This is a genomic window from Paenibacillus sp. cl130, from assembly GCF_900116035.1.
Lineage (GTDB): Bacteria > Bacillota > Bacilli > Paenibacillales > Paenibacillaceae > Paenibacillus > Paenibacillus polymyxa_B.
Map to the genome: position 1 here is coordinate 826243 of NZ_FOYG01000001.1, position 14277 is coordinate 840519.

The 14277-nt window shown below is 45.3% G+C and carries 9 protein-coding genes and 1 tRNA gene; all 10 read right to left on the reverse strand.

Annotated features, from left to right (window positions below; all coding sequences use genetic code 11):
• Nucleotides 1-65: 65 nt before the first annotated feature.
• The gene (gene pheT, locus BM358_RS03875; RefSeq protein WP_028542963.1) at nt 66-2513 is read right to left on the reverse strand and encodes a phenylalanine--tRNA ligase subunit beta; all 2448 of its coding nucleotides are present in this window, start codon (nt 2511-2513) and stop codon (nt 66-68) included.
• A 28-nt stretch (nt 2514-2541) separates the two neighbouring features.
• Nucleotides 2542-3573, reverse strand: coding sequence for a phenylalanine--tRNA ligase subunit alpha (pheS, locus tag BM358_RS03880; protein ID WP_269321413.1), 1032 nt, complete (start codon nt 3571-3573; stop codon nt 2542-2544).
• A 450-nt stretch (nt 3574-4023) separates the two neighbouring features.
• Nucleotides 4024-5874, reverse strand: a complete 1851-nt coding sequence (gene abc-f / locus BM358_RS03885; RefSeq protein ID WP_028542964.1) for a ribosomal protection-like ABC-F family protein — start codon at nt 5872-5874, stop codon at nt 4024-4026.
• Between the two features lie 367 nt (nt 5875-6241).
• Nucleotides 6242-7243: a polysaccharide lyase family 1 protein gene (locus BM358_RS03895; RefSeq protein WP_371263053.1), complete on the reverse strand. Its 1002-nt coding sequence runs from the start codon at nt 7241-7243 to the stop codon at nt 6242-6244.
• A 310-nt stretch (nt 7244-7553) separates the two neighbouring features.
• Nucleotides 7554-7624: transfer RNA gene (locus BM358_RS03905), tRNA-Gly, on the reverse strand.
• 107 nt (nt 7625-7731) lie between these two features.
• Nucleotides 7732-9873 (reverse strand): bifunctional diguanylate cyclase/phosphodiesterase, encoded by a 2142-nt coding sequence (locus BM358_RS03910; protein ID WP_028542966.1) that lies wholly within the window; start codon nt 9871-9873, stop codon nt 7732-7734.
• A 341-nt stretch (nt 9874-10214) separates the two neighbouring features.
• Nucleotides 10215-11318 (reverse strand): ATP-binding protein, encoded by a 1104-nt coding sequence (locus tag BM358_RS03915; protein ID WP_023987764.1) that lies wholly within the window; start codon nt 11316-11318, stop codon nt 10215-10217.
• Between the two features lie 337 nt (nt 11319-11655).
• On the reverse strand, nt 11656-12072 hold the full coding sequence (locus tag BM358_RS03920; RefSeq protein ID WP_013309391.1) for a hypothetical protein: 417 nt from the start codon (nt 12070-12072) through the stop codon (nt 11656-11658).
• A gap of 260 nt (nt 12073-12332) precedes the next feature.
• Complete coding sequence (locus tag BM358_RS03925; protein ID WP_023987763.1) at nt 12333-12872, reverse strand: peroxiredoxin; 540 nt, start codon at nt 12870-12872, stop codon at nt 12333-12335.
• Between the two features lie 322 nt (nt 12873-13194).
• Complete coding sequence (gene leuB, locus BM358_RS03930; RefSeq protein WP_028542967.1) at nt 13195-14271, reverse strand: 3-isopropylmalate dehydrogenase; 1077 nt, start codon at nt 14269-14271, stop codon at nt 13195-13197.
• Nucleotides 14272-14277: the final 6 nt, after the last annotated feature.

Below are 14277 nucleotides of genomic sequence, written 5' to 3' on the forward strand. Positions count from 1 at the left end.
GATAGGCCAAAAAGCCGTATCGAACCTCTGTCACTAAGATTCGATACAGCTTCCCGCATTTCCTGCTACTTTCTCAATTCCGCTCCAAAAGTTTGTTCCAGAGACGTAACGACAGGAGTATGCGCCGCATTGATCTCTTCATCCGTCAACGTATGCTCCCAATGACGATAGGTAAGAGAGATAGCTACGCTCTTCTTATCTTCACCAAGCTTACTGCCTGTAAATACATCAAACACTCGCGCATCCTGCAATAGCTCTCCGCCTGCAGCGTGAATAACACGAAGCAGTTCACCTGCCTCAACGTCTTTATTTACCACGAGGGCAATGTCACGTTCCACGGATGGGAAGCGAGCCAGCTCTCTGAACTGAATATGAGAGTTTGCGTGTTCAACGACCTGTTGCAACGCAATTTCCGCTACATACGTATCATTCAGCCCATAAGATTGTTGCAGCTCCGGATGAATCTGCCCAATGGTACCGATCCGTTGAGAGTTCCCATTCACATCCAGCCATACCGAAGCGGAACGGCCCGGATGGTAGCTTTGCGGTTGGTCAGCCACATAACGAATGCTGGCACTCAACCCGAAATACTCAAACACCGTTTCAAGCGCGCCTTTAATATCAAAGAAATCAACCTTTTCAGCACCAATATTCCATTGTTTTTCACGGCGTACCCCAGTCAGCAGTAGACTAAGCACTTGAATTTCCTGCGGCTGACGGGTTAATGTTTGTTCCTCTGTATAAAATACCGTTCCCATCTCAAAAATCGCCAGATTGTCTTGCTTGCGATTCATGTTGTACACTGCTGTATCCAGCATCTGTGGAATGATACTCGTACGCAAAACACTACGGTCTTCGCTCATAGGCATAGCCAAACGTACCGGATGGCTACCTTCTGTCAGGGCATTAAATAACCCCGTACTTTGCGGATGTACAAAAGAGTAACTGATCGTCTCCTGCCAACCACCATGAGCCAGCAATCTGCGCAGGGAGCGGCGCAATGATTGCGATGCTGTCAAAGCTCCCGGAGTTGTCGGCCCTTCAATCGGCGTGGTCGGGATATTGTCGTAACCATACAGACGAGCTACCTCTTCGATTAAGTCCACGTCAATGGTAATATCTCCACGGCGTGTAGGTACTTCAACTTCCAGTACCCCTTGCTCTGCGTCGCCACATCCGAAATGAAGTCTACCGAAAATCGTTTTCACCTCAAGCAGCGACAGTTCGGTTCCCAAATATCGGTTTATTTTATCTAGCGACAGCTTGATAATGCGGTTTTCAGCTTTTGCAGACGCAGATTCTACGATGCCCTGGTGTACAGTGCCTCCCGCATAACGCTGAATCAGCGCAGCTGCACGATTCACAGCAGGCACAACAGCGCCCGGATCAACCTCTTTTTCAAAACGCAGACTTGCTTCTGAACGCAGTCCAAGTTGACGAGACGTTTTGCGAACTGTACCGCCGTCAAACTTCGCAGATTCCAGCGCAATGCTGACCGTCGCATCCGTAACCTCGGAGTTGGCTCCACCCATCACGCCTGCCAATGCAATTGGTTTCACACCGTCTGTAATCAGCAGCATATGCGGCTCCAACTTACGCTCCTGATCGTCAAGTGTAATCAATGTTTCGCCGGCACGAGCGAGTCGAACTTCAATATTTCCATTTTCCAGCTTATCCGCATCAAAAGCATGCAGCGGCTGACCGTATTCCAGCATGACGTAGTTCGTAATATCTACGATGTTGTTGATCGGACGAACACCTGCCGCCATCAGACGGTTTTGAATCCATAATGGGGAAGCCGCCACTTTTACACCTGTGATATAACGGGCCGCATAGTGCGTACACAGTTCAGGAGTATCTACCTTCACGGACAGATGATCTGCTGCTGCATCGCTAATTTCCACCAGATCCTTAGCCGGATCAGCTAGCGAAATGTCACGTCCCAGAATCGCACTCACTTCATATGCTGCTCCGTGCATGCTCAGGCAATCCGAACGGTTGGGTGTCAGATCAAAATCCAGTACCTGATCATCCAGCGCCAGCAGCTTCGTAATTGGCATACCAATTTCAGCATCCTCAGGCAGCACCAAAATTCCTTCTTGCAATTCCTTTGGAAGCAGCTTGTCATTCATGCCCAGTTCTTTGGCCGAGCAGATCATGCCCATAGATACAACACCGCGTAGCTTGGCTTTTTTAATGTGGAAATCTCCCGGCAACTTTGCCCCTACAACTGCAACAGGAACCTTTTGACCTGCATCCACGTTTTTGGCACCACACACGATTTGCAGATCTTCCTCTTGACCTGCATCGACAATACATACATTCAGCTTATCAGCATCTGGATGCTTTTCCTTGCTTTTAACATAGCCGACAACGACGCCAGTAATCCCTTGATTGCGCTGCTCGACCTCATCAATTTCTATACCCGAACGGGTGATTTTCTCTGCTAGATCCTCCGCGCTTACCTGGTCCAGCGATACATACTCGGACAACCACTCGAATGATACTTTCATATGGGTTCACTTCCCTTGATATAGTTGTTTATTGACGCGCAAACTGTTTCAGGAACGACAGGTCACTGTTATAAAAATGACGAATATCGTCGATACCGTATTTCAATATAGCAATCCGCTCTACACCCATACCGAATGCAAAGCCGCTGTACACCTCGGGATCAAAACCGCCCATCTCCAGCACTTTCGGATGGACCATGCCACAGCCCAAAATTTCGATCCATACACGTTCGCCATTTTTCTTCACAAAAGTCACGTCTACTTCAGCACTCGGCTCTGTGAACGGAAAGAAGCTTGGTCGCAAACGGATTTCGGTCGATTCTCCGAACATTTCGCGTGCAAATTGAAGTAAGGTTCCTTTCAAATCACTCATACGAATGTCTTTTCCAATGACAAGCCCTTCAATTTGGTGGAATTGAAAAGAATGCGTTGCATCGTCATCATCACGTCGGAAAACTGTACCCGGACAGATAACCTTAATAGGCGTTTCGCCCTTCATCGCTTCCATCGCACGAATCTGAACCGGTGACGTATGGGTACGCATCAACAGATCCTCGGTCAGGTAAAATGAATCCTGCATATCCCGTGCTGGGTGATTTTTAGGCAGGTTCAATGCTTCGAAGTTATAATAATCCGTCTCTGCCTGTGGGCCTTCAGCCACTCGATAGCCCATACCTGTAAAAATATCCTCGATTTGCTCAATCACTTTGTTGAGCGGGTGCAGTCCACCTTGCGGCAACGCGCGTCCAGGCAGCGTAACGTCGATCTTTTCCGCTTGCAGACGCTCATTCGTTTCTGCTTTCGTGAACTCGTCCTGCTTACGGTTAACGACTTCTTCAATCGCCTCGCGCACCTCATTGGCTACCTGTCCAACAACCGGACGCTCTTCCGCGCTCAGCTTGCCCATACCGCGCAAGATTTCAGTCAGTGCGCCCTTTTTCCCCGAATATTTGACCCGTAAATCAGCCAGCTCCTTGGGTGTTGCCACCTTCTCCAATACTTCCAGTGCTTCTTCCTTCAAGGCCAGCAAATGTTCCTTCATTTGGATGGTTTCGCTCATCGCCTGTTCAGTCCCCTTTCTTCATATCCAGCTTTTCAGACAACAAAAAAAAGGTCTTTTCTCCCGGTAAGGGACGAAAAGACCGTGGTACCACCCTCGTTAGACAATAAGCTCAGCTCACCCGGCGTTCTGCCTTACGGCAACTAGTTACAGGTGATTGTTCATGCTATGCATCATCGTCTCGCTCTGCACGTTGTAACGGTCGTGAACCGGTATCCCCTACTTGCACATTCGCCATTCACATGGCGCCTGAGGTTCAAGGAACTGCTCCGGAGCGAACTTCAACAGCCCAGTATTTGCAGAAACGCTCTCAATCCTACGGCGCTTCCTCCCTGTTCAATCGGACACTGTCTACTCTTCTCCATCAAGACATTTTCAAAAATTCGAACTATTGTTCATTATTATATGCAAACTACCGCGCTTTGGCAAGCAGGGCATACGTTCATTTCTTTAGATATCGAGATCATCCAACCGCTCCAGATTTGCACGAATGCGCCTGATTTCGCTCAACAACTTCTCATTTTCGTCATTCGTGCCCGTCATTCCCATCAACTCTGTAAGACGCAATTGTAATCGAAGACGTTCCTCACGCCGCTCCTGGTCTTCTGGCTCCCGTTGACGGCTTAGCTCATCTTCTTGCTTTTCGTCGGCTGTCCCCTCATAGATTTCATATCCGCCCCCCGGCTTCATATCGAGTAACCGAGTTGCCGTGTACCTCACCAGCTCCCGATCATGTGAGACGAGCACCAGTGCTCCATCATAGTTACGCAAAGAATCCTCTACAATTTCACGGGTTTCAATGTCAAAATAATTCGTCGGTTCATCCAGCACCAGCAAATTGGCTCCACTAAAGTACAGACGAAGAAAAGCTACCCTGCATTTTTCTCCCATACTAAGTGTCCCGATCCTTTTAAACACGTCCTCTTTCGCAAAAAGAAAGCAGCCTAACACCGTTCTCGCTTCTGTTTGGGTCATCGTCGGGAGCGCAAGCAGACTGTCCAGCAACGTTTGATCCTCCGGAAGCTGCTCCAGCTCCTGTGAAAAATATCCGATGTTCAACTGTGGGTTGGCTGTGATTTTTCCCGTCTGCGGCTCCAGTTGACCTGTTAATAACCGAAGCAGCGTGGTTTTACCAATTCCATTGGGCCCCCGAACAGCCAGACGGTCTCCACGTGCAACGATCAGATTTAGATTTTTCACAATGATACGGTCGTCGTAGCTAAAGTCAACCTGCTCAGCACGCAGCAAATATTTTGCCTGAAACCCGCTGTCACTTAATTTCATGTGCAAAGACGCAGCCTCACGCGGTTGCTCTACTCTATTGGCCTCCAGTCGCTCTAGTTCCTTCTCCTTCGCATGATAACGGGAAATATTTTTTTTAGCCTTGGCCTTATAAAAGCTCTGAGTAACGGCCATCTCAACCTTGGATGCGCCACGATGCGCCTGATGAAACCATTCCCTGTAATTTCGAATCGTTTCCTCCAGCGCCTGTTTCGCCAGCTCCTGCTTTCGATAGCTGGCTTCCTGCTCTCGCAGTTCCCGCTCCTTTTGCGCTTTATATTCCTTATAGCCGCCTTTATAGCGCCCAATACCTGTCGATGTGAGCTCAACTATACTCGTAGCCACCCGATCCAAAAAGGCTCTGTCATGCGATACAAACAGCAGCGTTCCCGGATACGTAGACAGCCACTGCTCCAGCCAAAGCAAGCTTTCGGCATCCAAATGGTTGGTCGGCTCATCCAACACTAGCAGCTTCGGCTGCCTGACCATGAGTCCGGCCAATCGCACTCTTGTCTTCTGTCCGCCACTCAGGTCACCATAAGCAATGGACCACGTCTGAACAGGCATTCCCATTCGAGTGAGCGCCTTTTCCACCTCAGACTCCCAGGCAAAGCCTTGCAGGCGTTCGTATTCATCCATCAGCTCGCCGTAACGCTCCAGATGATGCTCCATATCCTTCCCAGCATCGGCTAGGTCAGCTTCCAGCTGTCCCAACGCTTGTTTGAGACGCCAATGCCGAGGGCTGGCCTGCTGTGCGGCCTCCAGTGCGGTTCGAGACCAAGCCACCGTATCCTGCTGCTTCAGCCAGCCCCGCTCTTCCAGTGGCAAATCATGCTCTACTTGACCAGAGGTTGGTGCTTCATCTCCCAGCAATATTCGCAATAGCGTCGTTTTACCTGCTCCATTTCTTCCAAACAGTGCGAGCCGTTCTCCTTCCATCACATCCAGTGACACATTCTCAAATAAAGATGTCCCGTTCCAATCCTTTACTACATTGCGAATACGCAAAATTGTTCTCATACCACGATCATCCTTTCCCAGTCCGGTTTTTTGATCCCGGAAGCAATAAAAAAAGCCGCAGAAGGCTGCGGCTTGCATACAAGGAATATAGAATGACTGTTATGAATCGTTTCAGAACATACGCTTATGAAAAATAACACCGCAAACGAATAAGCCAAATCCCGTTCCGGAATAAACGCATACGTCCCTACATTCATTTTCAGACACACTTCTCCCGTTGCAGCTTACAGCCGCCTGCCAGTAACTGTGCAGTTAAGTGGGAAAATCAGTGTGCTTACTTCATCGGACGTATGGTTACCTTCCTTTTCATGGGATACTTACTTGCAGTCAGTATAGCAGATCACAACACATTTGCAAATAACCCGCGTTATTTTCCGAATACCAAAGTTGTATTGGACGAACCTGCATATTTCGTTACAAACTCTTTAGTATATTCAGGAGTCTGTACCTGATAGCTATAGTTTTTGCTTGGGTTCCAGTTGGTTACACGCGATTTTTGGTTGTTGATGGCGGGTAAACTCCCCACATCTTTAAACTCGCCATTGGCTTTATCATCAAGAATACCGCCCTTTTCACTACCTTTTCCAAAGTAGTTGTACTCAGAATAGATTCTTGCATTCGTAGCAATGGTGTAAGCAAGCTGGAAATTATTAATATAATTATTTTTAACATGGAAATATCCATATCTCATAAGTCCTGGGCCACGTACAAGCAAGTTTTCAAAGTAATTATTAGCGATCGTGATATGGGGCATGCCATCATAATTTTTATTGCCATCATCAGGGTATCCCAAAATGAGACCATATTTATGATTGGCAAATTTGGAGTTACTAATGGTTACATAATCAGCCGATTGACCTATGTACAAAAGTTTGTCCAAATCCGAGCCATTCGCATTATAATTGTGACCTGCAAATGTAACATGATCAATCCAATAATTTGTACCTGCCGTGAGATAAAGTTGGATGTCATCGTTACCGTTAATGTTGGCACTGTGCTCAAAAGTTAAATTTTGAAAGATCACATTTCCCGAATTATTTGTTGTTTTCAAATGAATGTTAACCAGCTTGTTTTGCGCGTAAGAACCAATGAGTGATTTGTTGGAACCAATGTTGACCACGGTTTTAGAGGAGGCAGAAATATTTTTTTCGATTACCAGAATTTTAGGGGTTGAATCCCCTAACTGGTTTTTCAAATCGTTTAGATTATTGATATAGATGACCTGACCACCTTTTCCCCCCGTTGTGGCAGACTTCGTAGCTCCATTTTCACTTTTAGCCTGTCCGGCAAAACCAGTCATTCCATTCGTCGACGTATTTGGAAAATCAGCAGCGGCGAACGTAGAACTAGCTGGAAAATTAAACAGCATCAAAGTTAATGCTAAAAACAGAAAAGAAAATTTCCTCATTGCAGCTACACCATCCTTTTTTTAGTTAAATCCCAACAATGCGACTATACTTATTTTTTAGTAATTGGTAAATAGTTCTTTTTATCTGTTTATTTATAGCATATAAGATAAATATTTTATATTTTATTTTGTGCAGCAATGTAAAAATAGTTCGTAAGAACGCAAAAAAGCCGTGATACCCCGTTGGCATCCCGGCTATAATGTATTTATCTAGCTCCAAATAAAACAAAAACCCTTGCGTCACAAGGATTCCGAACTTCTTAAAACAGTAAGCGGGTGATGGGAATCGAACCCACGCTATCAGCTTGGAAGGCTGAAGTTCTACCATTGAACTACACCCGCATTTTATAACATCGCGATTCTTATGTATGACACGCTTAACCTATCGTCAACCAGCTGAATCAGGATGTTATTTAGTATAACTTACCTTTCAGCAAAATGCAAGCATACTACATACTATCCTGAGCCAGCCAATTCATAGGTTTACGTAAAAACAATTTTTCAAAGACTTCTGCCGGAATGGGGCGACTAAAGTAATATCCCTGACCCTCATGACAATCCTGTGCCTGCAAAAAATGAAGTTGCTCCTCATTTTCCACCCCTTCAGCCGTAACCTTCAGCTTCAAATGGTGAGCCATGGAGGCAATAGTAGATACAATTGCCGCATTTTTGCTGTCGACCAGTACCTCATTTACAAAGGAACGGTCAATTTTTAGACGATCAATCGGGAGATTCTTCAAATAATGCAATGAGCTATAGCCAGTTCCAAAATCATCAATACTGATTGCAACACCAATAGCCTTTATTTTTTTCAACTGTTCAAAGGCCCGATCCTTATCAAAGGTCATACTTTCGGTAATCTCCAGCTCTAGATAGCGTGCTTCAAGTTCCGTATAGGTCAAAATGCCCCGAATTACATCCACCAGCTTTTTTTGCTGAAATTGGCGCATGGATAAATTGACCGAAATCGGGATTGCTGGGTACCCGAGCTCCTGCCACTGCTTATTTTGCAGACAAGCCTCCCGTAACACCCATTCCCCCAAGGGCACAATTAAACCACTTTCTTCAGCCACCGGAATAAAATCGCCCGGCATCACCATCCCACGATGAGGATGATTCCAGCGCACCAGTGCCTCCAAACTCGTGAGCTCACCACTTTGCAGGTGGACACGTGGTTGATACACCAATGAAAATTCCTCATTTTCAAGCGCTCGCCGCAGATCATTTTCCAGCTGGAGTCTTTCATGCGCTCGCATCTGCATCGCGCTGGCATACCGCTGAAAATTCACTCCCTGCTCTTTGGCACTATGGACAGCCGTATCCGCCTGCTGAATAAGCTGTTCACTCTGATTCGCATCCAACGGGTATAAAGCTATACCAACGCTCACCGTCACATGATAAGACTCTCCATCAATATCGAAAGGCTGATCGAACAGCTTCACCATATCATCAATACGATTTCTCATAGCATCTGTATCTTCGTATCCCGTTAGAAGAAAGGCAAATTCATCTCCGCCCATGCTAAAGACAGCTTCCCCTTCATGGCTAAAATGCCCCAAGCGTTCGCCTACTGCATACAGCAAATAATTCCCTGCCATATGTCCAAGCGAATCATTAATCGCCTTGAAACGATCAATATTTAGCACTAAAAGCGCTATTGTCTCATCCGATTTTAATGATTTGCGCAATATTTTATCTAAGCGTTGGGAAAGGCGACGACGATTGGGGAGTCCTGTTATATCATCATTATAAGCAATGTGATTAAACTCAGATTCTGCTGCCTGCTTTTCACGATAAGGAACCAGAACCATCAACCGAACCAGCCCGCTCAACATATTATAAAATGCTATCGCGTTGGTCAAAAGTCCCAGAAGGTGATTAATATCGCTCATTTGCTCAGCAAATAAATAGAACAACTGACTCACAACACACAGCCCAATCCCACGAATAATAAGCAACATGCCCAACTCTGCCGGGCGGGCTTTCCGATATTTTCTCACCCCGAAAATAAAAGTGAGCACAAGCAGTAACATCACAGCCAGATTTAACGTCCAGCCCAGGTTGCCTATTTCGTATCGTATACGTAGATCTGGTAAGCCTGCACCAAATGTCTTAATAACTCCTAGAATCAGCAAAGTGCAGCCTATCCCCGCCCACAAAGCCACTGTTTTGTATTCAGACTTCGTCTTGCTAAACGGGAGGAAACAAACACATAAGAGCAAGACAGCGGTAAAGGCACGATTTACAAACAGCAGCCATAACGAAATGCCCGGAGACAAAGCAAAGTCCGTCAGGCTTACGAAACTAAACGAAACAATATGAACAAGGTAAAGCAGACCAGCCACCAAAAACGTCGGGGCAATAAGAAGCCTCTGCAAAGATAACTGTTCCAGTAAAACGGACCAGGATTGATAAAAAATACAAAAACAAATCGCAGCACAGGCAAATCCTACAATCGGATATAACAAGAAAAAAACATTATGGGAGTATATCTTATTCAAAGTTACGTGAAATAACTGAACCAAGACAAACAAAACTATCGAAGCAATGCCGATACCTATCGTTTTTTTTACTTCCAGCCGTATACTCATTCAGCCTCTTCAGCCCCCTGCATATCGGAGATTCCGATCATCTAAGACGTTTGACAGCTTTGGAAGCCGTTGTTTAAGTCTATAGTATCAAAAATAATGTTGTATTCTGGTATATAATAGCATTTAATCTGTGAAAGGTGAATCATTTTTTTGTCTTAAATTCGTGAATTCATTTTCGCATTTACGCAAATAACCGAGCTTACAGCACCAAAAAAGCGCATCATCTTGTCAGATTATGCGCTTCAGACAACCTTTTCCAAAAAGGTGATACCTATACCCCAACGCTGCACAACATAAAAGAAATAGTATGTACAGGACCCCTCTGCGAAAACCTCCCCATATTAAACTACAGGAAGCGTAATTTTAAATTGTGTGCCACTTCCATGTTTACTGTCTACATGTATGAAGCCTCCGTGATTTTTGATAATTCGATAGCTCACAGCCAGTCCCAATCCGGTTCCACTTTCTTTTGTTGTAAAAAAAGGATCAAATAAACGCGCCAATGTATTGTGATCCATACCTAATCCGTTATCTTCAATACAAATGTGAACATAATTGCCCTCAAGCACTGTATGGATATCGATGCAGCCCTCTCGTTCCCCACCGATGCTTTCAATGGCATCCATCGCATTTTTAATCATATTGAGGATAACCTGCTTAATCTGCTTCACGTCAATGGAAACCTTCATGAGCTCATCATTTTCATCCAATGCAATCTGGCAACCCTTCATCAATGCTTCGCTTTCTGTCAGCATCACTACCTCTTTCAGTAGCCCCATCACAGATACAGCCGTTTTTTGCGGAGCCGAAGGCTTGGACGAATTTAAGAACTCATAAATAATGTCGTTCGCACGATCAATCTCTGTTAATATAATCCGAGCATACTCATCCCTGCCCAACTCCACCAAATGCGGTCGAAGCAATTGAATAAAGCCCCGGATTGCGGTAAGCGGGTTACGGATTTCATGGGCGATAGAGGCAGAGATGCGTCCCAGCATCGCCAACTTATCGTTTTGATACGCCGTCTGCTCAATCTGCTTATAATCCGACACATCCTTAACGCTAAACAAAAAATCGCCATCCATCTGATCACCGTAGGTCACTGTTATCAACCAATGCCGACCATACTCATCAATCAACTCATGATAGCGCTTTCTATGAAAGATAGTTTCTTTATAAATCCGCATGATTTTCTTCTTCTTAAACCGACTTAACTCAGGATGATGCAAAATTTGCATCAAATTGCGACCTGCTAGCGAACTCCGTGGTAGCTCCAGCAATTTCGCCATTTGCACGTTAATAAAGGTCAGTACCCCGTCACTGTCAAACAGCATGATACCACTATCCAGGTTCTCCAGCACATTTTCATACTTGTTATTGGCGATCTGTGTGGAAGGACAAGCTCCCACGGTATCAAGCAAGGCTTCTTGGAATTCACTGATCATGCCAGGCTTCCCCCTTGTTTCGGAATGACAAACTGGCCGTATCGGACGCGTAATAATCTTGAAGAAGAGAAAGGCATCTATCGACTACCCTTCAATGGTGTAGAAAACAGTTTCACAGAAATCCGACCATCTGTTTCCAATTCGAGTCTTATTTTATGATAGACAAGATTAAGGATCGCAGTCAATCGGAAAAAGTGTCGAATCCACATTTTTATCCTGTTTTCTTTCGTCATAATATCTGCGCAACATTACCAAAATGAAAGATTACGTTAGGAACAAGCGCCCTACACACCAAAGAAGCTCTCCAGAATTGAGAGCTTCTTTGGTGTGTAGGATGTCAACTGCCGCTCTTATTATGTTGAAGCCGGGATCGTCTTTGGCTCATAACGGCCAGTCTTCTCTTAAGCTCTCCCTGCCATTTTTCATCATTCATCTGTTTGGCTACCATCAATAAATCCAGGGATATGTCAATTTGACGCTTCACAATTTCAAACGCATCTTCACTTTCACGATTCACACAATTTTCAAATATCGTATCATCGTCTTCCATGACATAATCCTGAAAATCAATCTCGGTTGCCCCATCTCCATGTGCATATTCAGCCAGAATTTCATACTCATTTTCGACTTTATAATGAACTTCAATGCGACGACATACCGGGCAAAACAGCAAAGGAACATTATGAACTTGGGTGCGGTAATGCTTCAGCGTTCCCTTGGTTCCTACCATGCTTGCTCCACAGCAATAACTCATCCGGGCTCAGCCTCCTCTGAACAAAACCTGTTCTGCCTTGTTTATCTTCTACAATACCTTATTCGCTTTCATCAGGCAAAATTCCTCCAGAACACAACAACATTTCCATAATTATTTGTTACTTCACTCTGTATTGTCTCATTCAAACAGGCTATCCTCACATCTTCCGCTGCACAGAGCAGGCAAGCAAGCCCCCAATAACGGAAGAGTAACCGCTAGTTGGGGGCTTGCTTGTTTAATTTCAACTTGTGAAGCTTATATTACAGATTTTGATCGCCTGGTTTCCAGTTCATTGGGCACAAGCCACCGGATTGCAAAGCTTGCAGTACACGCAAAGTTTCTTCCACACTGCGGCCTACGTCGTTGTGGTTAACCACTTGATATTTCAATTCGCCTTCTGGATCAATGATGAACAAACCGCGCAATGCAACGCCTTCTTCTTCGATCAGAACACCATAATCGCTTGCTGTTTTTTTCGTGATGTCAGAAGCCAATGGGAAGTTCAGTTTGCCCAGACCGTTGTTTTCTTTAGCTGTGTTAATCCATGCTTTGTGGCTGTGCACGGAGTCTACACTGATACCCAGAATTTCAGTATCCAGCTCTTTGAATTGGTCAGCAGCATCGCTCAATGCTGTAATTTCCGTAGGGCACACAAAAGTGAAATCCAGTGGATAGAAGAAAAATACGAGCCACTTGCCACGGTAATCGGAAAGCTTCACCGAACCAAATTCTTGACCGTCTCCAGTTACTGTTTCCAATGCAAAATCAGGGGCGGGTCTTCCTACCAATCTTTCTGCCATAATATGAAATCCTCCTTTAAAATATGTAAGAAAAACACCGAATGTGCTTTCCTCAATCATCTGTATTGTAATGAACAACTTACTTGATAAATGTTATCATTCGCTGAAATCAAAGTCAATATTGTAACCATTACTTTTTTATAATTATTTTAAACTAGCTTAAAAATTCACAACTTATTCACATTTTGAACTTTCGAATATACAAGTAGCTCCTGATTGCTCAGGAGCTACTGTGCCAAACATCTGCCGAAAAGGCTGTACTGTATAACCTTACTATATAATAGGAAGCTTTTTTTTCAGAACGGGTACATTTATGGAGCTTTTAACGAATAGCTGCTGCGATCAGATCGCCCATTTGAGTTGTCGAGATCGCTTGAGATTTATCCACCGCAATATCCGCTGTACGGTGCCCTGCATCCAGTACCTCAGCTACCGCTTTCTCAATGGCATCAGCTGCCTTCTCGTACCCGAAGGTGAGACGGAACATCAAAGCAACGGACAAAATCGTTGCAATGGGATTCGCCAGTCCTTGACCTGCAATGTCAGGCGCCGAGCCATGTACCGGCTCGTATAGGCCGAAGCTGCCTTGTCCAAGTGATGCGGAGGAGAGCATGCCGATGGATCCGGTCAGCATAGCTGCTTCATCACTGAGAATGTCACCAAACATATTTTCCGTCACGATGACGTCAAAGCTAGATGGACGACGCAGCAATTGCATGGCACAGTTATCGACCAATACATGCTCCAACTCGACATCCGGGTAGTCTACAGCAACCCGGTTAACTACTTCACGCCATAAACGGGAGGTTTCCAGTACATTAGCCTTATCCACCGATGCAAGTTTTTTGCGACGTTTTTGTGCAATTTCGAAAGATTGGCGCACAATACGCTCTACTTCCGTTACATTATATGCACAAGTATCAACTGCTTCCTCACCTTGAGGACTTTCTCGTCTGAACTTCTCGCCGAAATAAATGCCGCCCGTCAGTTCGCGCACCACGATCAGGTCCGTTCCTTCCAACACTTCCGGTTTCAATGTAGATGCGTCCTTGAGACAGTCAAAGACGACAGCAGGACGAAGATTCGAAAATAGACCGAGCTCTTTGCGTATGCCCAGCAGTCCGGTTTCAGGACGAAGTTCCTTTGGATTGTTGTCCCATTGTGGTCCTCCTACCGCCCCCAGCAGAACAGCATCTGCAGATTGACATACTGCCAGTGTTTCTTCTGGCAATGGTGTGCCCTTCTTATCAATGGCAATCCCGCCGAACAGCGCATGCTCCGTTTCAAATGAAAGGCCGAACACTTCTTCCGTACGTTTCAAAATTTTTTCTGCCTCTGCGACCACTTCCGGTCCAATTCCATCTCCCGCTATTACCGCAATCTTTTTAACGTCTGCCATCACGTA

Coding starts and splice junctions, on each gene's coding strand:
- pheT (WP_028542963.1), bottom strand. CDS start 2,513: ATGAAAGTATCATTCGAGTGGTTGTCCGAGTATGTATCGCTGGACCAG.
- pheS (WP_269321413.1), bottom strand. CDS start 3,573: ATGAGCGAAACCATCCAAATGAAGGAACATTTGCTGGCCTTGAAGGAA.
- abc-f (WP_028542964.1), bottom strand. CDS start 5,874: ATGAGAACAATTTTGCGTATTCGCAATGTAGTAAAGGATTGGAACGGG.
- BM358_RS03895 (WP_371263053.1), bottom strand. CDS start 7,243: ATGCTGTTTAATTTTCCAGCTAGTTCTACGTTCGCCGCTGCTGATTTT.
- BM358_RS03910 (WP_028542966.1), bottom strand. CDS start 9,873: ATGAGTATACGGCTGGAAGTAAAAAAAACGATAGGTATCGGCATTGCT.
- BM358_RS03915 (WP_023987764.1), bottom strand. CDS start 11,318: ATGATCAGTGAATTCCAAGAAGCCTTGCTTGATACCGTGGGAGCTTGT.
- BM358_RS03920 (WP_013309391.1), bottom strand. CDS start 12,072: ATGAGTTATTGCTGTGGAGCAAGCATGGTAGGAACCAAGGGAACGCTG.
- BM358_RS03925 (WP_023987763.1), bottom strand. CDS start 12,872: ATGGCAGAAAGATTGGTAGGAAGACCCGCCCCTGATTTTGCATTGGAA.
- leuB (WP_028542967.1), bottom strand. CDS start 14,271: ATGGCAGACGTTAAAAAGATTGCGGTAATAGCGGGAGATGGAATTGGA.